The sequence below is a fragment of the Paenibacillus sp. J22P169 genome (assembly GCF_059691995.1).
The window spans coordinates 1-23,522 of record NZ_JCAUAO010000017.1 but is presented as its reverse complement, the minus strand read 5'-3'; the positions used below and the strand labels follow the sequence as shown (position 1 = coordinate 23,522).

The 23,522-nt window shown below is 46.4% G+C and carries 26 protein-coding genes, 1 rRNA gene, 1 pseudogene and 1 riboswitch; of the genes and pseudogenes, 4 read left to right on the top strand and 24 right to left on the bottom strand.

Annotation, left to right across the window (positions count from 1 at the left end; genetic code table 11):
* Positions 1-182: 182 nt before the first annotated feature.
* The 11 genes and pseudogenes from glmU to AC58QG_RS34960 all read right to left on the bottom strand — a co-directional run bounded on the left by glmU (position 183) and on the right by AC58QG_RS34960 (position 9,354).
* Positions 183-1,580, bottom strand: coding sequence for a bifunctional UDP-N-acetylglucosamine diphosphorylase/glucosamine-1-phosphate N-acetyltransferase GlmU (gene glmU, locus AC58QG_RS35010; RefSeq protein WP_497366626.1), 1,398 nt, complete (start codon positions 1,578-1,580; stop codon positions 183-185).
* Positions 1,581-1,713: 133 nt separating this feature from the next.
* Entirely contained in the window at positions 1,714-1,998 is a 285-nt protein-coding gene (gene spoVG, locus AC58QG_RS35005; RefSeq protein ID WP_028557369.1) for a septation regulator SpoVG, read from the bottom strand.
* A gap of 118 nt (positions 1,999-2,116) precedes the next feature.
* Positions 2,117-2,500 carry a RidA family protein gene (locus AC58QG_RS35000; protein ID WP_497366625.1) on the bottom strand — a complete coding sequence of 128 codons (384 nt, stop codon included), beginning with the start codon at positions 2,498-2,500 and terminating at the stop codon, positions 2,117-2,119.
* Positions 2,501-2,516: 16 nt separating this feature from the next.
* Positions 2,517-3,341, bottom strand: coding sequence for a pur operon repressor (purR, locus tag AC58QG_RS34995; RefSeq protein WP_056617995.1), 825 nt, complete (start codon positions 3,339-3,341; stop codon positions 2,517-2,519).
* Between the two features lie 196 nt (positions 3,342-3,537).
* Positions 3,538-4,392 carry a 4-(cytidine 5'-diphospho)-2-C-methyl-D-erythritol kinase gene (gene ispE, locus AC58QG_RS34990; protein WP_497366624.1) on the bottom strand — a complete coding sequence of 285 codons (855 nt, stop codon included), beginning with the start codon at positions 4,390-4,392 and terminating at the stop codon, positions 3,538-3,540.
* A gap of 267 nt (positions 4,393-4,659) precedes the next feature.
* A pseudogene (locus AC58QG_RS34985) lies at positions 4,660-4,833 on the bottom strand (small, acid-soluble spore protein, alpha/beta type); the annotation flags it as partial.
* Positions 4,834-5,023: 190 nt separating this feature from the next.
* Positions 5,024-5,299: a biofilm formation stimulator Veg gene (gene veg, locus AC58QG_RS34980; RefSeq protein WP_028557365.1), complete on the bottom strand. Its 276-nt coding sequence runs from the start codon at positions 5,297-5,299 to the stop codon at positions 5,024-5,026.
* A gap of 378 nt (positions 5,300-5,677) precedes the next feature.
* Entirely contained in the window at positions 5,678-6,559 is an 882-nt protein-coding gene (gene yabG, locus AC58QG_RS34975) for a sporulation peptidase YabG (protein ID WP_497366623.1), read from the bottom strand.
* Between the two features lie 55 nt (positions 6,560-6,614).
* Positions 6,615-7,523: a 16S rRNA (adenine(1518)-N(6)/adenine(1519)-N(6))-dimethyltransferase RsmA gene (gene rsmA / locus AC58QG_RS34970; RefSeq protein WP_497366622.1), complete on the bottom strand. Its 909-nt coding sequence runs from the start codon at positions 7,521-7,523 to the stop codon at positions 6,615-6,617.
* Between the two features lie 40 nt (positions 7,524-7,563).
* Complete coding sequence (gene rnmV, locus AC58QG_RS34965) at positions 7,564-8,097, bottom strand: ribonuclease M5 (RefSeq protein ID WP_497366621.1); 534 nt, start codon at positions 8,095-8,097, stop codon at positions 7,564-7,566.
* Positions 8,098-8,214: 117 nt separating this feature from the next.
* A complete protein-coding gene (locus AC58QG_RS34960; protein WP_497366620.1) occupies positions 8,215-9,354 on the bottom strand; it encodes a resuscitation-promoting factor in 1,140 nt (379 codons plus the stop codon).
* Positions 9,355-9,638: 284 nt separating this feature from the next.
* Positions 9,639-9,832, bottom strand: a riboswitch (cyclic di-AMP (ydaO/yuaA leader).
* Between the two features lie 283 nt (positions 9,833-10,115).
* On the opposite strand from AC58QG_RS34960, the gene AC58QG_RS34955 reads away from it, so the two are divergent.
* Both AC58QG_RS34955 and AC58QG_RS34950 read left to right on the top strand, forming a co-directional pair.
* On the top strand, positions 10,116-10,859 hold the full coding sequence (locus tag AC58QG_RS34955) for an ABC transporter ATP-binding protein (protein WP_497366619.1): 744 nt from the start codon (positions 10,116-10,118) through the stop codon (positions 10,857-10,859).
* A complete protein-coding gene (locus AC58QG_RS34950) occupies positions 10,856-12,106 on the top strand; it encodes an ABC transporter permease (protein ID WP_497366618.1) in 1,251 nt (416 codons plus the stop codon). Before AC58QG_RS34955 ends, AC58QG_RS34950 begins: the two co-directional genes overlap by 4 nt.
* On the opposite strand, the gene AC58QG_RS34945 is transcribed toward AC58QG_RS34950, so the two are convergent.
* Positions 12,089-12,856: a TatD family hydrolase gene (locus tag AC58QG_RS34945; RefSeq protein ID WP_497366617.1), complete on the bottom strand. Its 768-nt coding sequence runs from the start codon at positions 12,854-12,856 to the stop codon at positions 12,089-12,091. The two genes, AC58QG_RS34950 and AC58QG_RS34945, sit on opposite strands and share 18 nt — an antisense overlap.
* Before the next feature lie 50 nt (positions 12,857-12,906).
* The gene (locus AC58QG_RS34940; RefSeq protein WP_497366616.1) at positions 12,907-14,184 is read right to left on the bottom strand and encodes an HD domain-containing protein; all 1,278 of its coding nucleotides are present in this window, start codon (positions 14,182-14,184) and stop codon (positions 12,907-12,909) included.
* Between the two features lie 365 nt (positions 14,185-14,549).
* Between AC58QG_RS34940 and AC58QG_RS34935 the strand changes: the two genes are divergently transcribed.
* A complete protein-coding gene (locus AC58QG_RS34935) occupies positions 14,550-14,804 on the top strand; it encodes an AbrB/MazE/SpoVT family DNA-binding domain-containing protein (RefSeq protein WP_028557356.1) in 255 nt (84 codons plus the stop codon).
* A 246-nt stretch (positions 14,805-15,050) separates the two neighbouring features.
* Here AC58QG_RS34935 and rsmI read toward each other — a convergent pair whose 3' ends face one another.
* The 10 genes from rsmI to AC58QG_RS34885 form a co-directional block, all read right to left on the bottom strand.
* The gene (gene rsmI, locus AC58QG_RS34930) at positions 15,051-15,938 is read right to left on the bottom strand and encodes a 16S rRNA (cytidine(1402)-2'-O)-methyltransferase (protein WP_497366615.1); all 888 of its coding nucleotides are present in this window, start codon (positions 15,936-15,938) and stop codon (positions 15,051-15,053) included.
* Between the two features lie 45 nt (positions 15,939-15,983).
* Positions 15,984-16,745 carry a tRNA1(Val) (adenine(37)-N6)-methyltransferase gene (locus AC58QG_RS34925; protein WP_497366614.1) on the bottom strand — a complete coding sequence of 254 codons (762 nt, stop codon included), beginning with the start codon at positions 16,743-16,745 and terminating at the stop codon, positions 15,984-15,986.
* A 72-nt stretch (positions 16,746-16,817) separates the two neighbouring features.
* Complete coding sequence (gene yabA / locus AC58QG_RS34920; protein ID WP_497366613.1) at positions 16,818-17,162, bottom strand: DNA replication initiation control protein YabA; 345 nt, start codon at positions 17,160-17,162, stop codon at positions 16,818-16,820.
* 60 nt (positions 17,163-17,222) lie between these two features.
* On the bottom strand, positions 17,223-18,026 hold the full coding sequence (locus AC58QG_RS34915) for a PSP1 domain-containing protein (RefSeq protein WP_497366612.1): 804 nt from the start codon (positions 18,024-18,026) through the stop codon (positions 17,223-17,225).
* 1 nt (position 18,027) lies between these two features.
* Entirely contained in the window at positions 18,028-19,005 is a 978-nt protein-coding gene (holB, locus tag AC58QG_RS34910) for a DNA polymerase III subunit delta' (protein WP_497366611.1), read from the bottom strand.
* Between the two features lie 30 nt (positions 19,006-19,035).
* The gene (locus AC58QG_RS34905) at positions 19,036-19,482 is read right to left on the bottom strand and encodes a YaaR family protein (protein ID WP_497366610.1); all 447 of its coding nucleotides are present in this window, start codon (positions 19,480-19,482) and stop codon (positions 19,036-19,038) included.
* A 32-nt stretch (positions 19,483-19,514) separates the two neighbouring features.
* Entirely contained in the window at positions 19,515-19,844 is a 330-nt protein-coding gene (darA, locus tag AC58QG_RS34900; protein WP_056618038.1) for a cyclic di-AMP receptor DarA, read from the bottom strand.
* Positions 19,845-19,889: 45 nt separating this feature from the next.
* Complete coding sequence (gene tmk / locus AC58QG_RS34895; RefSeq protein ID WP_497366609.1) at positions 19,890-20,546, bottom strand: dTMP kinase; 657 nt, start codon at positions 20,544-20,546, stop codon at positions 19,890-19,892.
* 21 nt (positions 20,547-20,567) lie between these two features.
* Positions 20,568-22,079 carry an aminotransferase class I/II-fold pyridoxal phosphate-dependent enzyme gene (locus AC58QG_RS34890; RefSeq protein WP_497366608.1) on the bottom strand — a complete coding sequence of 504 codons (1,512 nt, stop codon included), beginning with the start codon at positions 22,077-22,079 and terminating at the stop codon, positions 20,568-20,570.
* Between the two features lie 111 nt (positions 22,080-22,190).
* Positions 22,191-22,391 (bottom strand): sigma factor G inhibitor Gin, encoded by a 201-nt coding sequence (locus AC58QG_RS34885; RefSeq protein ID WP_477593109.1) that lies wholly within the window; start codon positions 22,389-22,391, stop codon positions 22,191-22,193.
* Between the two features lie 139 nt (positions 22,392-22,530).
* On the opposite strand from AC58QG_RS34885, the gene AC58QG_RS34880 reads away from it, so the two are divergent.
* Positions 22,531-23,058 carry a hypothetical protein gene (locus tag AC58QG_RS34880; RefSeq protein WP_497366607.1) on the top strand — a complete coding sequence of 176 codons (528 nt, stop codon included), beginning with the start codon at positions 22,531-22,533 and terminating at the stop codon, positions 23,056-23,058.
* A gap of 354 nt (positions 23,059-23,412) precedes the next feature.
* Here AC58QG_RS34880 and rrf read toward each other — a convergent pair.
* A 5S ribosomal RNA gene (rrf, locus tag AC58QG_RS34875) occupies positions 23,413-23,522 on the bottom strand; the annotation flags it as partial.

Here is a 23,522-nt window from a genome sequence, read left to right as displayed (position 1 = left end):
CGTCTTATGACAGCTGCAGGCGCACTAGCATGCGAAAAAGAACCCCTTTCGGTCTCGCTCAGCTTGGTCGCTTTCACGTATTCAAGCTGAGTGGGCAGCAACTCATTCTTAGCGTACCCTGCCTCAAGAGGTTCCATTCCTATTGCTCAATCTAACCGTCGTGCATGATCACTCACAGTTCATCAACGACCTTTATTTTCTTTCTTCGCCCTCATCCGCGCTTTAATTTTATCTGCATACCCTGCTTTATTCTCTTGCCGTACACGAGCGATCGCCATATCGCCCTCATTCACGTTATGGGTAATCGTAGCGCCAGCAACGACAAACGCACCATCCCCAATTTTCACAGGAGCGATCAAATTGACATTACTGCCAATAAACGCATCATTCCCGATTTCTGTTACGTTTTTATTAAACCCATCATAATTCACTGTTATGGCACCGCAACCGATGTTCACGTTCGTCCCGACCACCGCGTCACCTACATAGCTCAAATGCGAAACCTTCGTCCCTTCACCCAGCGTTGCATTTTTGATCTCTACGAAATCGCCAACCTTCACTTGCTTGCCAAGCTTAGCACCAGGTCTTAAATACGCGAAGGGTCCAACGGATGTTTCACTATCCACATAAGCCCCTTGCAGAACGGATTGCTTAATCGTTACTTCATCTTGAATCGTAGAATCGATGATTTCGGTTTGTGGTCCAATCGTACAAAGCTCACCAATACGCGTGTTTCCGCGCAGAATCGTACCTGGCAGCAGAACCGTATCTGCGCCGATCGTAACATCCTTCTCGATATACGTATTCAACGGATCGATAATGGTAACCCCGTTTAACATGTGCTCGCGATTAATCCGAGCTTTGAACAGCTGTTCCGCTTCGGACAACGCCACACGATCGTTCACGCCAATCGACTCAGCTGGATCTGCCATGCAATACCCTTGAACGACTTCGCCTGCGCTTGTCATAATCCCGATAACATCGGTTAAGTAGTACTCGTTCTGTACATTCTTATTCGTAACCGATGCTAGTGCTTTGAACATTTTACGATTATCAAAAATGTACGTACCCGTGTTAATCTCCGGAACAGCCGCTTCCTCTGGCGTGCAATCCTTCTGCTCGACGATCCGCGCAACGCGTCCATCTTCTCCGCGAATAATACGTCCGTAGCCTGTCGGCTCACCCAGCTTCGCAGTCAAAATCGTCGCCGCTGCGCCCGATTGTTGGTGCAGTTCAATCGTTTTTTGTAGTGTAGCTGCTGTAATAAGAGGGGTATCGCCGCAAATAACAACCGTCATTCCCTCTTCCTCACCAAGAAGTTCCTTCGCCTGAAGCACCGCATGACCCGTTCCTAATTGCTGTTCTTGCAGCGCATACTGCGCACGATCTCCCAGGTAACCTTTCACTGCCTCCGCACCAAATCCAACGACCACTACGGTTTGCGTTACTTCTATATGTTGCAGCGTATCCACAACGTGACCCACCATCGGTTTACCGACAACCGGGTGAAGCACCTTGTATAGCTTTGATTTCATTCGTTTCCCTTGTCCTGCAGCCAACACAATTGCCATGAGCTTCAACGAATATACAACTCCTTTATAATGAATTCATGATATCTCTCTTTATATCTAAAACGATGAGTTCTTCCCCCAATATAGCATCATTACCTGCGAAAAGAAAAGAGAGCCCTAAGGGCTCTCTCAATAATCTGAATTATGCGCCTTCTTCAATAACTTCCTCTTCTACAGCCGCGCGATCATATTCAGCGAGTACTGCTGCTTGAATTTTCTCACGAGTTGTGGACGAAATCGGATGAGCGATATCGCGGAATTCACCGTCTGGTGTTCGTTTGCTCGGCATAGCAACGAACATTCCGTTATTGCCATCGATGACACGAATGTCGTGTACGACGAATTCGTTATCAATGGTAATAGAAGCAATCGCCTTCATCCTCCCCTCGGAGTTTACCCGGCGGAGTCTTACATCTGTAATTTGCACTTGTGTTCACCACCTTTTTCCATCTCTGAGACTTGGGTGATATATTCAACATCTTCATGCAAATTCCTTCTTATTTTTTTGAAATTTTTGATAATTTAATGCGTTCTTAATGTTTCTGTTAAATTTCGACAGGAATCACAGCAATTAGTTCAATTTCGACATAAACATCACGTGGTAATCTCGCAACTTCAACGGTAGATCTAGCAGGTTTATGGTCACCGAAGTAGGTGGCATAGATCTCATTAAGCTCTCCAAATTGGTTCATATCTTTCAGGAAGACTGTTGCCTTCACGACATGACCGAACGTTGAACCAGCTGCCTCAAGCACACCTTTCAAGTTCGCAAAAACTTGATGCGCCTGTTCCTTGATGCCGCCTTGTACGATTTGACCGTCCAAGCCTAACGGAATCTGTCCGGAAGTAAACAATAGATTGCCCAGTTTAACTGCTTGTGAGTAAGGTCCAATAGCAGCCGGTGCTGCTGATGTTGAAATGAATTCCATGCTTTCGAATCTCCTTTTATTTTGAATCAAAATAGTTGCCAGGCTCTACCGTAATTTGCTTCGTCTTGGAGTCTACGCCATATAACCGAGCTAGTGACACATAATTATCCACCAACTGCTCCTCGGCCTCGCAGGATTCCATGAATACGCCTACGCCTTGTACGGTCGCTTTAAACTCCGCCAACAGATCCATCATGCCATGGATTGTACCGCCAACATGCATGAAGTCATCGATGATCAGCACCTTGGATTCTTCCTTAAGTGCGCGCCTCGCTAGTGACATCGTCTGGATCCGCTTGTTGGAGCCCGACACATAGTTAATGCTAACCGCCGAACCTTCCGTCACCCGGCTGTCTCTGCGCACAATCACAACAGGCAAATTCATATAGGTGGCTGTCGCATAAGCGAGCGGGATCCCTTTGGTTTCAACAGTCATAATCACATCCACGTCCCGACCAGCGAAAGCGGATGCAAAGGTCTTGCCAATTTCGTTCAAATATTGGGGCTGCCCCATGATATCCGACATATACAAATATCCACCTGGTAGAATCCGTTCTGGTTGCTGGAGTTGCAAACATAGGTTCTGGATAAACTTCAGGGAGATTTCTTTGGGCACCTTCGGTGAAAACTTCACGCCTCCAGCGGCACCAGCAAGCGTATTAAGCTCACCTAGTCCTTCTTCTTCAAACACTTCTTTAATGATGGCAAGATCTTCGCTTATGGAAGATTTCGCAGAGTTGTAACGCTCGGCAAAAGTCGTTAAAGGGATTAACGAGTGGGGGCGAAACAACAAATATTGTGTCATTTCTACCAGCCTAGCGCTCCTTTTCAACTTTTTCATCGCACTACCCCCAAAAATCCGAATATTATAATGAAAATATACCACTTTTATACGTATTTATTCAAGCTTACCATGAAAATTATGTTAACACCAACCTAACACATATGTAACATTGCCTAAGGTTTGTTTTACCATTCTTACCATTATGCCCCTTTAGATGAAAAAGAGCCCCATCGCGGGGCTCAAATATAGCTCTTTACGTCAGCATGCGCACTGCGTAAACATCCTTACAAAAACCTCGCAGTCCGTTATAGATGCGCGGCACCTTAGCCTCCTTGGAAACTAGGCCAAACACAGTCGGCCCACTGCCCGACATCAACACACCGTCTGCGCCCAAGCGCTGCATGCATTCCTTCAGATGTCTGACCTCTGGATACAGATCCAGTGTCACTTCCTCAAGTACATTGCCTAGATTGTCGCATAAACGATCGAACTGCTTGTCCCGTATCGCACTCAATACACCCTCCGTAGAAGGATGACGCTTGATTTCTCGCGCGTTCAGCTTTCCATAGATCTCCGAGGTCGACACGTTAATCGGTGGCTTCGCTAGTACAACCCAACACTGAGGCGGGGCCGTGATATGTTCCAGCTTCTCGCCACGCCCTGTGGCAAGAGCAGTCCCTCCCGTCACACAGAAAGGCACATCCGAGCCAAGCTCTGCGCCTAGCACCTGAAGCTCCTCATTGGGGATATTAAGGTTCCAGAGACGGTTGAGACCCCGCAATGTTGCCGCTGCGTCACTGCTCCCGCCTGCCAAACCTGCAGCCACCGGTATCCGCTTGTCCAAGTGAATATAGACGCCCTGTTTGACGTCATAGCGGTCTTTAATGAGACGCGCAGCCTGGAAGGCTAGATTCTTCTCATCGAGGGGAATATACCCCGCCTGACTCGATATGATAATCGTATCACGCGCCATCTCCTGCATTTCGATCCGATCAGCCAGATCCACCATCGTCATAACCATCTCAACTTCATGGTAGCCGTCTGGCCTTTTATGTAAAACATCAAGAGACAAATTAATTTTAGCCGGTGCTTTCTCAAAAATCTTCATCCGATCACCTTCTTTTGCTCGTTTGCCATTGAGATATTATAACAAAAGCGCAAAAAAAAAGCTAAAGCAATTGCTTTAGCTGTAATACGGACGTTGTGCACCATGAACACCCTGCTGATAGCTCGCCGGCGAATGATTCATCGTACCTGCTTGTTGCTGATACGTGTTATAGGATGGTGCATACCCCTGTCCATAATTAGAAGGCTGACTAGCCGGTGTCTGGCGGTAATTTGATGTGCCTGTATGCACGTTGTTCGGAGCAGAAACATGTTGCTTGGCCAAATGCTCCTCCGCAATTTGAATCGCTCGCTTCACCATATTCCCCGCATCCTTAGTGCGAATACCTGCCCAACCTTCACGTTGCACGACATCATAGAATCCAAGATCCTTCGCCAATTCATATTTGAAGCTTTCAGACATAACACTTCTTCTTCGACTCATACCAAATCCCCCTTATCATTTTCGCACAATGAACGCTGCAACCATCATAAGCAGTGATTGATGACGATTTCGATTAGTATGCCCTGACACTGTCAGTCCATGCACCACACTTAACTCCAGCGTGATCAGCATATCTATACAAAGCAAAAACAGACCGCGAGGGTCTGTTCAATATCGGAACGCTATTAAGCTAATGCTGTATGTAAGTGATGCGAACCTGGCCGTCATCATTGCATACAGTAACTTCAACGGATTCGGTAAGGATATCGGCGTAGCTGTATGACACTCGTTTGAAGGCGTGGGATTCTTGATCTAATTTCACAATAAACACAGAAGGGTAGGTTTCTTCTAAAACACCAGAACGCTCGACAGTCTTACGACGGCCACCATTCGCTCTCAACATGATCTTCTGCCCAACGTGGGGCTCCAAACTGCGTTTGATTTCCAATAGCGCATTTTTTGCCATTGTCAACTACCACCTCTTTCCTTGTCAATTATAACCCATACACCCCATCATGTCAAATGAGGTCAAATATTATATCAGCACCCTAATCCCGTTGTCAACGGCATTTTTGTTCGTTTTCCGATTTCTCCTCCCTTCAGGTTGTCACCAATGTTCGCAAATTATTCACACTTTTCCAGTTAAGGAGAAACTTCTTACTTACGCCTTAGGCGTACGCGCATTCTTTTAGCTTGATTTAGAGCAAATACGGGCCATACAAGCTTTCTGTGAGCAAAAAAAGAACACTTGCTGCCACCCTCCTCCACGGAGATATGACAAGCAAGTGTTTCTTTCATAAAATGACTAGCAACTATATGTTGTCCTTCAGGAACGCCCATCCAGCTATACTGACTCTTCGGTGTGATGAATGCCAGGGACACCCATCCGATAACTGCCACGCGTCTCCACCCCTCCTAGACCCTCTAGACCTGTCACCGTTAAATCCATAATATCCAACATCGAGATTGTCTCTCTCGTCGGGGTATAGGACAGCTTAGCGGCTATGCAAAGTGGATCTAAGGCGTGAATGAGAATGCGAGCAGGTGAGCTTGCAAAATTAGCTCCAGCCCGCAGCAAGGCTTCGAAATGCGACTGACAAGCACCCGCCACAATAATGAGAGAATCACGATTCCTCTCATATTGTCTGGCCACTCGAACCGCATTCACAAAGTTTTGAGAATTCTTATAGCTCGACAGATTGCTGGGACTGACACTTTGCCGACTTTTCAAAATGCCATCATGACCAGTAATGACGACAATGTCAGGTTTATATTGAGGAAGCAATCTTTGCAGTGCTTCCGCCATTTGCACCTCAGGAATGTAGAAACCTTCTGCCGGCACGCGCAATTCGCCGTATAATTGCATACTCTTGCGTAAATAGCTTGGATCGCCATCTAAGTGAAGCACCCTTCCTGGTACTTCAAAATAGCTATTATTAGTGGGTAGAGACTTCTGTTTATTGTTAATAGCTATCTGATTCTTCTCCTGCAATTGCACTTGGGACACCGCCAGTCGACGCAGTGACTCACGAAACTCAGGCGAGCTTGACCGTGGATGATCTAAGGTCTCCTTAGGATTCGCTTTTGTCAGATCCGTGAGCGGCGCATCTGCTAGCAACCGAAAATCGACACCTCGCAGAATGGCCTTGAGATGCTCAATTCGTTCAATTTTAAACACGACGTCGCCGCCATAGGAAATACGGGTAACAAAATCTCCTTGCCTCATCGCACAAATCCCCTCCTAAGGGTATCCTATGGCGAGACTAGGCATTTGGTGCGGGTTATTTGCAGCCGTGCGCACGAAGCGCCGTTGATAAGCGTGCGAACTCTTCCATGCTAAGCGTTTCACCGCGGCGCGAAGGCTCGATCTGAATGCTGTGCAGCAAAGCTTCCAGCTCTGGCTTGTTCTCTTTGGAAAAGAACCTCGCCGCGAGGTTGTTGTAGAGGGTTTTGCGACGCTGAACGAAGGACGCTTGGACGACAGCGAAGAAGAAGTCCACGTCCACCACTTCGACAGGCGGCGCTTGACGCACACACAGCCGGATGACAGCGGAATCGACGTTCGGCTGCGGTACGAAGACGGTGCGAGGCACGATCGTGACGAGCTCCGGCTCGCAGTAGAACTGCACGGCGATGCTAAGGCTGCCGTAATCTTTGGTGCCCGGACGGGCCGCCATGCGGTCGGCCACCTCTTTTTGGATCATCACTACGATATTCTCGAGAGGAAGCTTCTCTTCCAGAAGCTTCATGATGATCGGCGTCGTGATGTAGTAGGGCAGGTTGGCGACAACGCTGACGCCCTCCATGCCTTCAAAATGCTGCTGGAACAGCTCCGGCAGGTTGGTCTTCAAGATATCCCCATGAACGACAGTGGCATGGGGGTAAGGCGCCAGCGTTTCGCCCAGAATGGGCAGCAGACGCTGATCGATCTCGACGGCCAGGACGCGGCCAGCGAGCTTGGCTAGCTGCTGTGTGAGCGCGCCGATGCCGGGGCCGATCTCAAGCGCAGCCTTCGTAGGCCCAAGCTCAGCGGCCAAGACGATTTTGCTCAATATATTTTGATCAATCAAGAAGTTCTGGCCTAAGCTCTTTTTCAGCACGAGACCATTTTTCTTAATAATTTGTTTCGTTTTACTTGGTGTAGCCACATCTTCTGCAGTTACAATAACTTCTTGTCCGGATATTGTCATTGGATAGACCTCATTATCTATAGGTTCTCATTCTCGTCAATCAATTCAAATGCTCGAGGGCCGCCTCGAATTCTTCACGCGAAATCTGAAACATCGCGCAGCGCTTATAAAATTGTTTGCCATTGCAATAGCCAATACCAAGTGCGTTGCCTACGGTCAATCGGCGAGCCGCCGCATCCGGGTGCACGATGAGGCCGGCAGCGATCAGATCCTCTAGCGTCAGCTGCGAGACCGCCGCATGATACTCTGTCCGCAGGCTCTGAAGCGCCTGGCGGATCGTCTCCGGCGTCGCGTTCTCGACGCCAATGTCGCCTTTATACGCAGCTTGCTCCTGCGTAATGAAGGCATGCTTGCAGCCAGGTACCTTGGCTGCCACGATTTTACGGATCCGCTCACCGGCGTGATCCGGATCCGTGAATATAATGACGCCTCTACGCTGCTGAGCCAGCGCAATCCGTTTGAGAACGGCTTGTCCGATAGCGGAGCCGCCTGTTTCAATTGTATCGGCCTCCACAGCCCGCTTAATAGCGGCTGTATCGTCTTTGCCTTCCACAACGATCATTTCTTTTATCATTTACGTTTTCCTTCCCCAGTACGCAGAAAAAGAAGAGGGGTCTCCTCTCCTTTCGCGCAGGCATATGCCAAGCTACGTGTATAGCCTAGTGTTCCCGGCCTAACTACCGTTTACACGTTAGTTTTGGGACGGTTTTGTGGGGCCTACCACATACACCGTGTATCCTTGTTTCGTTCCGAATTTATTCGCATAACCGTGATCTTCATAGTACACATCAATCATTTGGCCTTTCACGCCACTGCCAATATCCTCAGCACGACGGAAACCAATCCCTTCAATGTACACCCACCAACCGAGCGGAATAACCTTCGGATCGACAGCAATCGTACGGCCTTCGGTTACAGTAGTCCCTGTGTAGGTTTTACCATACCCCGCGGATCCCTCGGTTTTGCCTGTCGACGCGGCGCCCGCTGAATAAGCAGTAAGCTTCACGTTTTTGAGAATCTGCTTGTAGCCGAAGGTCACACCGCTCTTGGAAACCTCATCCACACTCGGTGAAGAGGCAGAGAGAACAACCACAGGATTTTTCGTGCCTACGGATACTACTTTCTTAACGCTTTCTGTTTGTACTTCTTCACCCACAACTGCTTCCGCGACTAAAACACCGTCCTCGAAAGTCTTTTCTTTCTTCTTGACCAATACGCCTTCTTTACCTTCTTGGACGATTTGCTCTTTCCCTTTAAGTAAAGATGCGTCATTCTTTTTCTCTGTCTCAAATGCGATCGGTTCAGAGACTTCCTCCGTCTCTTTTTTCACACGGACGATCTTGATTTCATCGCCAGTGGTAAGAGCGGATGTCGGTTCGGGAGTAATTCGATCGTTCTCCCCAAGTGCAATATTTAAACGTTGCAATGCACTTTCTACCGTTCTTGCAGTTGTGTAAACAGTGGTGGTCTTTCCATCAGCAGTCAATTGAATTGGTGAGGCATGCTCGATGACAATTTTGTCTCCACCCTTGAGCTTGGTCGTGAGTGAAGCTGAAATTTCATCGTGCTCACCAATCGTTATGGCTTGTTCATCCAGTAGGCGTTGCAGGACCCATTGCTTCGTGTGCACAATAGTTTCTTGTCCATTCACAACCACGGATACGCTCTTGGTAGCCGTTCCGTACAACAACACCAAAAACATGAAAGTCATTGCGATTGAGATTATAGCCAGGCTTAAAATCAAACGCAAGTTTTCATGCTTCCATCGCAATGCGAAGGACATGCTGGATGATCGTTTTACATGGGTCTCGCTAATTGAGATACTGCCCACTTCTTCGGTCCTCCTTCAAAGCCTCGCCGCCAGGTTACAGCATGATTAAATTTGACGCGACTAAGGTTTTTAGTTTAACTTAACATGTTCACCAGCATCAGCTTTCTTACCCTGCTGAATCTGGTCGTCCCCCCCTTTTACCTATTCATCATCCTATGAATTCCGGGTTGTTTTATGTCTTCCGGTCTGTGTAGAACCCTGTATGTGGACAAAAAGCCAGCAAGAAGAGGACTCTTCTCGCTGGCTTAGTTTGCATAGTGAAATACAAATAGCACGCACGACAATCGTTACCTCTCTTACGCTTACGAGGTTAGCTGACGGATTCGGACGTGAGAGTCGCCCTACGTGAACGCAAACTGCTTGTTTGACGTCCATGATTCACCCCTGTTACTCTCTGCTCACTTAACAGCATAGGAATGCTAATTAAGCTTGCAGTGGTTCCCCCGTTTCCACATTTGGAACTCAGCGAATGGAAAATTGGCAAATTGGATATTAAGTTATTATGAAAAGTATATTACGCTGTTAATCTCAACCTGTAAAGGGATTAACACCCGTTAAAAAGGGCTAAATCAATTAAATTTCGATTATTTTTCAAATATAACCCACTTTTATCTACATTTTTCTAACTTTAACGTACGTATGCTCAATTTTTCATAGTTTAATGACCAAAACTAGGCTAAAAATGCAAATTTGTTTATAATGATTCTGGAAGTATTTGATTGGAAAATACCAATAATTTGCTATTTAGGGAGGCAATTGAGATGGGCCCCATCTTGCAAGTAAACGCTTTATTCGGTGGATATTTACCCAACAGACCCGTTCTTCATGACCTTTCCTTCTCAATCCGTCAGGGTGAAATGATGGGGCTGATCGGACTCAATGGTGCAGGTAAAAGTACCACCATCAAAAATATTCTCGGACTGCTTCAACCGCAAAAAGGGTCCATTCGCATTAACGGTTTAACTTTAGCCGAAAATCCAATACCCTACCGTGCCACATACGCTTATGTACCTGAAAGTCCAGAGTTATACGAAGAGCTTACGATTCGCGAACACCTTGAGTTAACTGCTATGGCTTATGGCGTTTCCAAAGAGGATTACGAAACTCGTTCTCGGTCCTTGTTAGAGCAGTTCCAAATGAAAGACAAACTGAATAGCTTCGCAAGTCATTTATCCAAAGGGATGAAGCAAAAGGTCATGATCATGAATGCATTCCTGATCGAACCCTCTTTATATATTATCGATGAGCCGTTTCTCGGTCTCGACCCTTTAGCGATTCGTTCCTTGCTCGAATTAATGGTTAAAATGAAACAAAAAGGCGCATCCTTCCTCATTTCCTCACACATTTTGTCTACAATTGAAAAATATTGCGATGCCTATGTCGTTCTCCACAAGGGCCGCATGGTTGCTCAAGGAGATTTAGTCGAATTACGCGCACAAACAGACCTGCCTCAGGCGTCATTAGACGACATTTTTTATAAGCTTGTTCAAGGAGATATGGCATGAGTCAATCAATGGATAGTACACATGCATTTAACACACAAGCATTATGGAAGCAGCGTTTTCAGCATTATATGAAGGAATCCATGGGGTATTGGCAGTATGCCGCACGCAGTAATTTTATCGGCTTCTTGTTGTTTCTTGTCATCGTTTCTTCCTATTATTATGCAAAAACATTACAGCGTCTTCCGACAGATTATCCATACCTGTGGATTGTCCTTCTCGTGCTCGTTCCACTCATCGCTTCGAGCTCTATCCGAACGCTGACTCGCAGTGCCGATCGGATGTTTCTATTGCGGATTGAGCATGAAATGGGTGCTTACTTCCGAAGCAGCTTCCTGTATAGCTTGTCACTTCAGGGTATTTGGATATTTCTTGCTTGGGTCACCCTACGACCGCTATATAATCACTGTTTAGGCGCTAATTCACAGCCTTTTCTTCTTATCTTAGCTCTGTTGCTTCTATTAAAAATAGCAAACCTATTAGCCAGTTGGCAGGAAGGAAGATTTGCTGCTGAACGTACAAGATTGGTATCTGTTTATTTCCGTTGGGCGGCAACCATCGCCTTAATTACAATCCAATTTCACTACAGCAGCTTATGGGCAAGCCTAGCAGCAATACTTCTAGTATTCGTTTGGTTAATTGCATTCCGTTACGTGGCCAAATATGTGATTGGATGGGACTACCTGATTGCCAAAGAGAAACAGCAGCAAGCTAGACTCTACGCCTTCTTCAATTGGTTCGTAGATGTACCTCAATTGCCAACGCGAATAGCCCGCCGAGGTTGGATCAGCGGGCTTACCCGAATGATTCCATTTCGACAGGATTCGGCGTTTCTCTACTTATATATGAAGACATTGCTGCGCACTGAGTTGTTCGCCATTGTGCTACGTCTGACCGTCATCGGCATTTTAGCTATAGCCGTTGCAGACTCCGCTGCTGCACGAAGCGTCATCCTATTCATCGCACTTGTGATCTCGATGGTTCAGCTTACTTCATTAGAGCGTGCGCATCGCTATACGTTCTGGCTGGATATGTATCCCTTAGAAGCACAAGCCAAAGCTGGCTCCCTTGCTTACATCATCTGGTTAACCCTTACACTTCAGCTGGTCATCCTGACGATTCCGTTTATGATGGGTACCTCCATCATATATCTCCTAGTTCCTCTATTGAGTCTAGCCTTCATTTCTTTCGCGTGCGGCGTTGTCCTTCGCCGAAAGTTCAAGAAAAACGCCTTACTTGAGGCCGAGTAAACGAATCGCATTATTCGTCGTGATCTCAGCAATCTCTTCCAGCGTCATCCCCCGAATTTCCGCGGCAGTCTCAGCCACCAAGCGAACATAACCCGTTTCGTTGCGCTTACCGCGGAAAGGATGGGGCGTTAAGTAAGGAGCATCCGTTTCGATCAGTAGACGATCAAGCGGAACCTGCGCCAACACCTCTTTCGGTTGCACAGCATTTTTGAATGTAACCGGCCCCCCAAAAGAAATATGGAAATTCATATCCAGACACTGCTTAGCCGTTTCCCAGCTGCCTGAGAAGCAATGCATGATACCTCCGACTTCCGCTGCCTTCTCCTCTTTGAGAATCGTTAGAATATCTTGGTGTGCATCTCGATTATGAATCACAATGGGCATGCCCAGCTTTCGTGCAAGACGAATTTGCTCTCGAAATACACGCTGCTGAACATCCTTCGGCGACTTATCCCAGTAATAGTCCAGACCGATCTCCCCAATTGCGACCACCTTCTCATGCTGACATAAGGACTCAATCCATTCCAAATCGCCAGGCATCATATCAATGGCATCGACGGGATGCCAGCCTACCGTTGAATAAATAAAATCGTATTTCTCGGCTAGCTCAATGGAGCTAGGGATGGTTTCTCGATTAAAGCCGACATTTACAATTCTCGTAACGCCAGCCTCTAACGCCCGCTGAATAACTTCCTCTTGATCTTCTTTAAATTGTTCGGCATTTAAATGTGTGTGTGAATCCGTTAGCATGACTGTTCTCCCTTATGTAACTAAGTATGATTTATATTCTATAGCCTTTCTTATTCTTGCTCGCCCAACATCTCCCAAATATCTGGATACTCTTCCGCATTCAATCGCTCTAGCAGCTCCTCTGGGTAGTACACATGATGTTTCCCCATTTGAAAACCACTAATAGACTGTACAATTTCCGAGCGATGGGTAATTTCCGTTAAATTGTCCTTATGATCCAACAAGAGGATTGGCAAATTATCATCATTTTCACCAGCTCTGTACACGTCATAGGATTGATTCGAAGGGAAATCGATCTCCATATAATAAGTCGGGTCAAAGCCAACCTCTCTCATCACTTTTTCCATACGCTGAATGAGTTGCTCCTGATCTCCATCGAAGGTACTGTACTTGTACAATTTACGATCCAAGAAACGCTTGCACATATCCCCCAGCATACCATCCTTCTCTTGGCTCCAAAAGGTCAGCATGGTCTGCATGACCGACTCGTCGAGCAGCAAATAATCTTCCAAGGAGATGCGATTCTGAATAAGATGAAGGATCGGTTCAACCATAAAGCCGAACGTATACCCTTCTTCATATAAGTGCTTCGCTCGTGCAAATACTTTATGTAAAAGAATTTCCGCACTTCGTGTTACAGGATGGAAATAAACCTGCCAATACATCTGATAACGAGACATGAGGTAGTCCTCAACGGCATGCATACCGCTCTCTTTAACCACAATATGCCCTTTGTACGGCCTAATCACCCGAAGAATTCGTTCTAGATCGAATGTGCCATAATTAACGCCTGTGAAGTAAGCATCTCGCAGCAAATAATCCATGCGGTCCGCATCCAGTTGACTGGATACCAGGCTCACCACAATTTCCTCGCTATATGATTTACAGATGACCCCTGCCACCTTCTTGGGAAAATCAGGTGAGACTCGGCTCAGTACTTCATTCACTTCGGTATCGCCTAGCACGATGCGGCAGGACCAGTCCTCGTGTCTTGTACCGAAAGCCTTCTCGATCGAGTGAGAAAACGGACCATGTCCCAAATCATGCAGCAAAGCCGCGCATAAACAGAGCAAACGCTCTTCCTTCGGCCAATCCTCGTAATGATTGCGTTCGAATTGCGAAATAATTTTCCGAGTAATCTCATACACGCCAAGCGAGTGAGAGAAGCGACTATGCTCAGCGCCATGAAAAGTTAAGTAGGACGTGCCAAGTTGACGAATACGGCGTAAGCGTTGAAACTCCTTGGTATTAATCAAATCCCAAATCGTATTGTCTTGTACATAAATGTATTTGTGAACGGGATCTTTAAACACCTTTTCTTCTTTCATGTAGCATGGCCCCCTTATTATCGTAAATGCTTTCGACATTTTCGACACACAACCCTTCTTCGTGTCGATTATTGTCGATTTTCAAATTCCAATTTATCCACTTCTCAACATCGATTTTTTCCAATATTTCTCAAGCATTCAGGCATCAAAAATACGTAATATACCCCTTACAAGCCCTTGTTTCTACGGCAATTATCGTTTTTTTATATGTCACAAAAATAATGAATTTGTATATCAATCCGCTTGTTTTTAGCGAAAATATGGTTGACTATTTTGGGAATCGTTGGTATCATAAGTCATAAGCAAATGTCGAAACATGACGATCTTGATTAAAAATTGATAAAATCGAAAGGGGTTTTATATATATGATGAAATCTACCGGAATTGTTAGAAAAGTGGACGAACTAGGACGCGTTGTTATTCCAATCGAGCTGCGCCGCACGTTGGGTATTGGCGAGAAAGACGCTTTGGAAATATATGTAGATGGCGAGCGCATCATGCTGAAGAAATATGAGCCAGCTTGTATCTTCTGTGGCAATGCGGAGAATGTATCGTACTTCAAAGGAAAAATTGTTTGCCATATTTGTTTAGCAGAAATGCCAACACCTGTGACAAAATAAGAAAAGTAGTATATAATAGAAGTAGCACTTATCCTATTGGTAATTCTAACCTTTTTCATATCTCCTTTCATCTCTAACTTTGTTGGCTTCGGCCACGGGTTAGAGATCTTTTTTTGTCTGCGCCAAAGAAGACACCTAGTTTGAAACCATCTAGGCTGAAAGTCAAAGAAAGAAGTCATCCTATATCTGGTAGATGGATCCGGCCCCCTAAGGGGCCTTTTCCTTTTCTATGTCTGTCTGAGCCCATTAGCGCTCCAGCAGCGCATTGTATACATCTCGCTTCGATAATCCACGATCCGTCGCAACCAGCTTCAGCGCATCCTTGCGATCGATCCCGCGTTCCTCGTAGTGGGCAACATGCTCGCCGAGCGACTTCGCCTCCCACCAACCATCAGCCGCTTCCTGCACGGCCGCGTCGGAGGCGCCTTCGGCGATAATGCAGTACTCGCCCTGCGGCGGGTTCTGCTCTAAGTGCACGAGGCACTCTGCGATCGTGCCGCGCAAGAACTCCTCGTACCGCTTCGTCAGCTCGCGGGCGAGGCAAACCCTGCGCTCCGCCCCCCACACTTCCGCCATGCGTAGAAGTGTTTTGTCCACGCGGTGCGGCGATTCATAGAACAGCAATGTGTCTTGCACATGCTGCAGCCCTTCAAGCAACTTCGTCTGGTCCTTTTTCTCCCTGGGGAGAAAACCGACGAAGGCAAATCGCTCTGTCGGCAAGCCTGATGCAATCAGTGCCGACAGGGCCGCGTTCGCGCCGGGTATGGGTACCACCGGCACGCCCTCGTCTACGGCCATCCGCACCAGGTCATAGCCTGGGTCGGATATGGCCGGCAGGCCGGCATCGCTGACTAGCGCGATGCTCTGCCCTTCAAGCAGCAAGCGGACCAGCTCCGGGCCGCTTGCTTGCTTGTTGTGTTCGTGATAGCTGACCAGTCGCGTCGCGACTTCGAAATGGGTCAGCAGCTTGCGCGTTTGCCGCGTGTCCTCCGCGGCAATCATGCTCACTTCCTTCAGCGTGCGAATAGCGCGAAAGGTCATATCTTCAAGGTTGCCGATCGGCGTGGCAACCAGGTATAGCGTACCTACACCGATATGATCTTCGCGGTAGCTTTTTTGTATAGTCAAACTCACGGTTAAATCCCTCATCGCTTTATATTAATCATACAGTTAACCTACTCATGAGAACTCAAGTGAGCTCCGGCCTCCATAATAGATATCTTTGAGCTCTTGGCAGTATTCTTCGTTCTCTGTGTATACGATCAATGGCGGCAGGGTGCGGATCTCTGGCTTGCCATCCTTCATCCCTTCGATCAGTACCATCATCGCTTCTTCTCCCGCACGCGCATGCACATAACGGATTCGCTTCGGTTCGATACGATACTGCCTCATCATGCAGATGATGTCGACAAGCCGCGTAGCACGGTGTACCATGGCTACTTTGCCGCCAGCTTTTACAAGCTTTGCGCTTGCCGCAATCACATCCTCCAGCGTGCAATGAATCTCATGACGCGCCGCTGCAAAATGCGCATTACTATTCTGCTCTCCATTGGGTACTGGCAAATAAGGCGGGTTCACAGTGACAGCATCAAATTGTCCGTGTCCCAAGGTTTTGTGAATGGTTTTCAAATCGCCCTGTACCATATGCAGGCGGTCGGATAAATCGTTAATCTCCGCATTACGCATGGCCATATCCGCCAATCGTTCCTGGATTTCAACGCCCCAGATCTCCGCACGCGTCCGTGTTGCTAGCAATAGGGGCACCACGCCATTACCTGTGCATAAATCTACGATTCGCCCCTTGGGCGGAACACTGCTGAACCTCCCCAGTAATACAGCATCCATCGAGAAGCTGAACACTTCATCACTTTGGATAATTTTCAAATCATATGTCAATAAATCATCAATGCGTTCAGTCGGTAGTAAAGGAACTTGCTTCATACGTCTTTCCTTTCTCTATGTTGCTTATTATGGAAAAAAACCGTAAGGGATACACCCCTACGGCCAAGCGTCTTATTTATTTAAAAAGGATAAGCAAAACAAACAATCTCCCTCAGTCCGAAGGTGTCCATAATACACATTGCAAATATGAAATCCTTCATTGTATAAGCGGGTTAAATTATCATATCCGGCTCCTGGTATCTGTACCGGTTCTTCATCAGTTTCTCTCGTCGGCTCCTCGACCACAGTTTCCTCTTGGCGGATGAGCTTACGCAATTGCTGATTCTCTATGCTTAATCTCTTGTTTTCTTCGATGAGGGTAATAATCCGTTTCTTCAAGGCACCTAATTCAGCATACGTGGTACCCATTCTTTCTTCGATCCCATCTATTTGTCCAAAAATATCTTGTTTATCCACGCTTTCACCTCTAGTGCCATGCATGCTTACTGGCCAGCGCCTCCTTGGATCCTCGATCTTCTATTCCTGTTCAACAACATCATCGAATGGTAGATCTAGCGCTTTCCCAAGATCAAACAATTGAACCTTTGCCGTACGTTCTTTAATATTAAGCCCTAATACTTTCCCACTACCAAATGAAGTTATAACCAAACGACCAACTGTCGGCAGCGAATCTTTGGCACTTTCATAGTTATCATGTTCATATTTCAAGCAGCACATTAATCTTCCGCATAACCCTGAGATTTTGGTCGGATTCAAGGACAGATTCTGATCCTTCGCCATCTTAATGGAGACTGGTTCGAAATCACCTAAGAATGAAGAACAACATAGAATTCGCCCACACGGACCTATGCCACCCAGCATCTTCGCTTCATCACGCACACCAATTTGACGGAGCTCGATTCTTGTCCGAAAAATACTCGCCAAATCCTTCACAAGCTCACGGAAATCGACGCGCCCTTCAGCCGTAAAATAAAAAATAATTTTATTCCGGTCAAAGGTATACTCTACGTCCACTAGCTTCATCTTAAGACTGTGGTCTTTAATTTTATCATGACACGTTTGGAAAGCGTCTTTGGCTGCTTTTTTGTTCTCTTCAACCAAATCAGCATCCGTATCATCCGCAATGCGAATGACCTTTTTGAGCGGCAGAACCACATCGTTTTCTTTGACGATCTTTTTACCCACTACGACCTTGCCGTATTCTACACCGCGTGCGGTCTCAACTATTACGGCACTTTCTTGCTCGATCGGTAAATCAATGGGGTCAAAATAATATATTTTACCCGCTTTCTTGAAGCGGACGCCAACCACTGAGTACATCTTACACCCCCTGCATCTCCACGAGCATTTTCTCTATAACCAGCTGAGAATTGGCATTGGAACGCAGTCGCTTTTGTAAATCTACGGCTTGCTCCATCATACGCACCCAGACTGAGACATCTCGACTTAACGCGAGGGAGCTCATCCAGTCTAGCTGGTCATTATATACAAGCTTATCTCTGCGCTCAAGGCGCAACTGCACCATATCTTTAAACCAGAGAATCATTAAGTCGAACAACGTCGAAACATGATCCGCAAGTTCTGTTTTCACAATCCGCTGTTGCACGGTAATCATGGAAGTAGGGAAACGTGTGAGCGTCTCCTTCGCTAATTGTAACATTACGGTTCTCATTTCTGCAAACCAATTTGCTGCAATTAAATCTCTCGCTGCTTGCAATCCTGCTGTTACATGTATTGCAGGCCCAACTAACGCTGCTGGAAGGCCTTCTTCCAACAGTGTGAGCATCATTTGTTCACGTGCCATTGGTGTAAATTGGATCCACTGAGCCCTTGATTGAATCGTCGGCAGCAGTGCATTTCCGTTCTCGGTTATAAGTATCGCCACAACGCGAGAGTTCGGTTCCTCCAGAAATTTCAACAAACTATTCGCAGCTTGCACCGTCATCTTCTCTGCATGGTACAAGACATATATTTTCGTTCCAGATGCTGTTGCACGGTAAGCAAACTCTTTTTGCAATTCTCGGATCTGCTCAATTTTAATTGAAGCGCCTTCAGGAGCAACCACATGGAGATCCGGATGATTGCCATGCTCGACCTTACGGCATTCCAGGCATTCGCCGCACGCGTCATCCGTACCGTTCTGGCAATAGATCGCTTTAGCGAGTGCTATAGCCATTTCAGAACGGCCTGTCCCAATAGGTCCACTAAAAATATACGCATGCGAAAGTCTATCTTGATGCAGTCCGTTCTGCAGCAGCCGTTTGGCCGCCGCTTGTCCCGGTATCGCTTGGAAGGACATTTATTTTCGCCCCATTACACGCTTATATTTTTAAAATAACAAATTGATCAACATTCCTCGGATTTCTCCGATTCTATGCAAAATTTCGATCCGCCCCTGCTCATTCTCCAACAATTCATCAGCTAACGAGAGGAGCTCTTGATCGATTTCTTCCAAAAGCTTATATCGCTTCGAACGACCGCGACGATCCCAGCCCTTCGTATCTCTTAAGTTAACCCCGCGACGCGCTGTTTCCTCGAGAAACTGACGAATCAGCAGCTTATATTGCAGCAACTCCCTCACCGTCATGCCTCTCGACAAACGATCACCTTGAAGTGTGATTTGCTGCACCATCTTGGCTAGCTGCTCCTGCGTGTACTTCTCATCATGCTGCTGCATGATGTCAGAGAAGTTCCGAGGAGCCATCTGTGGCGGAGGGACGTTCTCGTTCACTTTGATATTCTTACCGATGGGCTGCAACCCCGGATTAATTTTCAAGACGCATCCATCCTTGTGTAGATCTGATTATGTTAGAAATGCTCGAATCGTTCAACTGGCAATACGAAAACGGCCGCTCCACCCACTTGCACTTCCACTGGGAAGGGAATGTACGAATCTGTCGTTCCACCCATTGGAGAAACAGGTGTAACCAGCTGCTCACGAATTTTACAATTTGCTCGAATCACCTGCATCACTTCTTGCACTCGGTCATCTTCCGTACCAATCATAAAGGTTGTATTCCCTGCACGCAAAAATCCACCGGTACTTGCCAGCTTCGTGGCTCGAAACCCTTCCTTAATTAAAGCGTTAGAGAGACGGTTACTGTCTTTATCCTGAACAACGGCTACGACTAGTTTCATAGGTGATGCCTCCTTATATTATAAACTAAGAATTGGTTTTCCGCTTTAAACGGAAATATGTTCCTCTAGCAACTGTTTGCAATCCTGCCATATATCCGCGGCTATTAGATCTACACTACGATTCGCATCAACAACCAGGACACGCTCTGGATGATCAGATGCAATTTGGTGAAAGCCTGCTCTTACTCTGCTGTGATAATCGACATTTTTCTGCTCAATGCGATCCAATTGCTGTGTCTTGTCACCAGCACCTGCTCGCAAATTTAATCGCTCTAAACTCACTTCAACAGGTACATCCATGATGTACGTTCTTGTCGCTTGGAGCCCTGAGCTGGCGTATTTCGAAATACTCTTTACCATCTCGATATCGACGCCAAGACCATAGGACTGATAAGCCACACTAGCATCAATAAAACGATCGCAAAGAACAATACGACCTGCTTTCAAAGCTGGAAGAATCAACTCGTGAACGTGTTGCGCACGTGATGCCGCATAAAGCAGTACCTCTGCTTGATCCACCATCTCCTCGTTAACAGGGTCAAGAATAATGCTGCGGATTTTATCGCTAATTGCAGTACCACCTGGTTCTCTTGTAACGAGCACGTCATGTCCTAACTTTTGCAGTTCCTGGGCTACTTTCTTAAGCTGCGTTGTTTTTCCGGCGCCATCAGGCCCTTCAAACGTAATGAATATTCCGTTCACGTGTTCCTCCTGCATACTGCCTCACGAAGTCCCTTCGTGATCTGTGTATATAGTTAATTTGTACGTCTGTCCAAAATGGGTTCCTTGGAACCTAATGCCCTGACTAGCCAAAAATATAAGTGCCTCGACTACAGAAGCCGTAATGACTTCACCTGGATATAAGTAAGGAATACCCGGTGGATAAGGAATTACCATCTCACCTGAACGCTTCCCAATTGCTTCCTCTATATTAACCAACCGAGTCGTTGCTTGAAACACAGCACGATGGTTAAACCTTATTGGCGAGGAGATGGGTGCGTAGGTGGGTAATTTAATTATATTCGAGATAGGCGCCTGAAGTTCCTGCTTATGGTTCGTGATGTCCAAACAAATGTTACTTAATACGCGGAGTACTCGAAGCATATCCTCTCTAGCAGTAGCAGGGGAAAATACCAGTAAAACCAGATATCCATCTGTCATCTCTACGAAACAGCCTTCAGCTTCTAACCTATCTTTGAGCTCCGTCCCCGATAAGTGGTAATTGGGATCATAAATCGCTATTTTAAAAGGATCCCTCGTTTCGACGATTCCCGCACCGCTTGACTTCTGATTATCCCGCGGATAGACACGGAGACATTGCAACGCTTCTAACCCTTCTCTGAATTCTTTCATTGTATGGAGTCCTTGTTCCAACCAAGGTTGACCCTCGGTATGCATTCTTTTTCTCGCTAAGTCCAACGAAGCCATAATTGGATAGGATGGGCTTGAACTTTGCAGCATCGCCAACAATTGTTTGAGTGCCCTGCGATTAATCCTTGGACCTTGCACATGGAGCATCGCCCCCATTGTCATAGCGGTTAGCATCTTATGCGTAGACTGCACGACAGCGTCAGCGCCTTGGGATAATGCGGATGCAGGTATCTCCTCATGGAAGCCGAAATGCGCACCATGCGCTTCATCCACTAGCAGAAGCTTTCCTTTCTCATGCATCAGATCTGCAAGAGGTTTCAATTCCGTGCCGATACCATAATAGTTCGGGTTCGTTATAAATAATGCCTTTGCGGTCGGATACTGTTCGATCGCTTGTCTAACATCCTCAATATGTAAGCCTGTTGCTACGCCTGTCTCTGGGTCAACCTCTGGTGCTAGGAATACGGCTTGAGCGCCCGCCAGCATGAGCCCGTGAATGACCGACTTATGTACATTCCTTTGAACAAGAATGAGATCGTCCTGTTGGCAAACAGCTCCGATCATCGCTAAATTACCAACCGTACTCCCGCCGATGAGGAAATACGTCTCTTCCGCGCCAAAGCATTCTGCCGCGAGCCGTTCCGCCTCCCAAATCACACCCTCTGGATGATGCAAATCATCAAGGCCTGTAATTTCTGTATAATCAATGGACATGACTGTTTGTAGAAAAGCTATTCCTTCTTCCAGAAGCCCTTGGCCTGATTTGTGTCCAGGCACATGTAAGCTAACGGACTTCTTGGTATGATGGGCAACCATAGCCTCATATAGCGGGGCTCGAGCCTTATGTGAATGTTCGCTGCACAAACGGATCAAACTCCTCGAGCTTCGTGAGCCTTGAATTTTCGATTTACCCTTCTATAGTAGTGGATTAGCGGCAAAAAAACAAAAAAGCTTCTATAAAAGAAGCTTCTCCTCTTAATTCATATACTGTCTTGAATTTCCCATGTAAAATGCCTTCCTCATCTGACTCACAAAAAACGTATACTTCTGGTCAGACACATTGGTTTTGACGATCTCTTTACTGCATTCATCACAAATGAATGCCGTTACTATATGAATACCGCCAATTCGTTGTTGTTCGCAAATCATACACAGTCCAAACCGATTCTCCTCCATATGATCACCCCACGATCTTTTACTTACGACTAGTATGTCCGATTCTCGATTCTCCTAAACTAGCTAAACACTCATATTATGGAAGGGAGATGCCGATAATACATTCATAACACGTTACCGCGGCGCGGAGGTCTGTCTTATGTCAATCAAACAAGAATCTAATTTATCTAAACAATCTACGATTTATAGCTATACGTTAATGAGGCGTTTTTATCATTCTTTATATAAAATAGTTCTCTATTATACGTCTCTAATACTAATAGTTTTCTACAAATTCGACTCATCCCACTGGTTTCCATTGCTTGTAAGTTACCCACTCGTGCTCATCTTTCATACACTGCTTATTCGCGCTTATTTCCACTTCACCATTGGTATGGCGATGCGGGGTTGGTCCTACCGCTTCGGCATCTTCTGGTCCGGCTTCTTACCTGAAGGCAATGCCTCCGTTCGTCTTGTTACCAAAGTACAGCTTCACCTATTCTGCATTGGGTTGGCATTAATACTTATCATGTATCCGTGGATACCAGGCATTTGGCTGCTTCATCTGACAATATTCCATTGCTGGATGCTGCTTCCGAGACTGTGGATGCTACTTCGTTTCCAGCCTTACCGCAAGGCAGGCTTAGTCAAAATATCGAGTAAAGAAACGTCCTGCTATATGCAGTAATCGAGGTTAGGCTGGTGCGGCTGGTGCATTGACTAAGAAGCACTGCATCTACCATTCATCCCCGCGATTAACTGGAAAAACTCCATCTAAATTGTCGCCTACATCTCGTATCGACAAAATAGATGGGTTTTCTCCCGCTAATTTTAATGATTTCAGCCTTCTGGTAGGAAAATCTCGAAATTAACTACATATCACCAAGAATATCGATTATTTCATGAAAATCACAAGAATTAGCTGTAGGAAATCCATCTAATCTTAGTGGTGACGAGCGAGACATATGCGATACCTGCAGTGATCAGCATATCCAGACAAAAAAGCCTTACCTGGATTTCTCCAAGTAAGGCTCTTTTAGTTGCTTGGCAACGTTCTACTCTCCCAGAACCCTGCGGTTCAAGTACCATCGACGCTGGAAGGCTTAACGGTCGTGTTCGAGATGGGAACGCGTGGATCCCTTCCGCCATCAT

Coding starts and splice junctions, on each gene's coding strand:
- purR (WP_056617995.1), bottom strand. CDS start 3,341: ATGAAAAAGTTGAAAAGGAGCGCTAGGCTGGTAGAAATGACACAATAT.
- AC58QG_RS34950 (WP_497366618.1), top strand. CDS start 10,856: ATGAGTCAATCAATGGATAGTACACATGCATTTAACACACAAGCATTA.
- AC58QG_RS34915 (WP_497366612.1), bottom strand. CDS start 18,026: ATGTACTCAGTGGTTGGCGTCCGCTTCAAGAAAGCGGGTAAAATATAT.
- AC58QG_RS34880 (WP_497366607.1), top strand. CDS start 22,531: ATGTCAATCAAACAAGAATCTAATTTATCTAAACAATCTACGATTTAT.
- veg (WP_028557365.1), bottom strand. CDS start 5,299: ATGGCAAAAAATGCGCTATTGGAAATCAAACGCAGTTTGGAGCCCCAC.
- AC58QG_RS34940 (WP_497366616.1), bottom strand. CDS start 14,184: ATGAAAGAAGAAAAGGTGTTTAAAGATCCCGTTCACAAATACATTTAT.
- AC58QG_RS34945 (WP_497366617.1), bottom strand. CDS start 12,856: ATGCTAACGGATTCACACACACATTTAAATGCCGAACAATTTAAAGAA.
- AC58QG_RS34925 (WP_497366614.1), bottom strand. CDS start 16,745: ATGAAGCAAGTTCCTTTACTACCGACTGAACGCATTGATGATTTATTG.
- yabG (WP_497366623.1), bottom strand. CDS start 6,559: ATGAGGCAAGGAGATTTTGTTACCCGTATTTCCTATGGCGGCGACGTC.
- AC58QG_RS34935 (WP_028557356.1), top strand. CDS start 14,550: ATGATGAAATCTACCGGAATTGTTAGAAAAGTGGACGAACTAGGACGC.
- AC58QG_RS34885 (WP_477593109.1), bottom strand. CDS start 22,391: ATGGAGGAGAATCGGTTTGGACTGTGTATGATTTGCGAACAACAACGA.
- AC58QG_RS35000 (WP_497366625.1), bottom strand. CDS start 2,500: ATGGAATTCATTTCAACATCAGCAGCACCGGCTGCTATTGGACCTTAC.
- darA (WP_056618038.1), bottom strand. CDS start 19,844: ATGAAACTAGTCGTAGCCGTTGTTCAGGATAAAGACAGTAACCGTCTC.
- AC58QG_RS34955 (WP_497366619.1), top strand. CDS start 10,116: ATGGGCCCCATCTTGCAAGTAAACGCTTTATTCGGTGGATATTTACCC.
- ispE (WP_497366624.1), bottom strand. CDS start 4,392: ATGAAGATTTTTGAGAAAGCACCGGCTAAAATTAATTTGTCTCTTGAT.
- holB (WP_497366611.1), bottom strand. CDS start 19,005: ATGTCCTTCCAAGCGATACCGGGACAAGCGGCGGCCAAACGGCTGCTG.
- rnmV (WP_497366621.1), bottom strand. CDS start 8,097: ATGATAAAAGAAATGATCGTTGTGGAAGGCAAAGACGATACAGCCGCT.
- rsmA (WP_497366622.1), bottom strand. CDS start 7,523: ATGACAATATCCGGACAAGAAGTTATTGTAACTGCAGAAGATGTGGCT.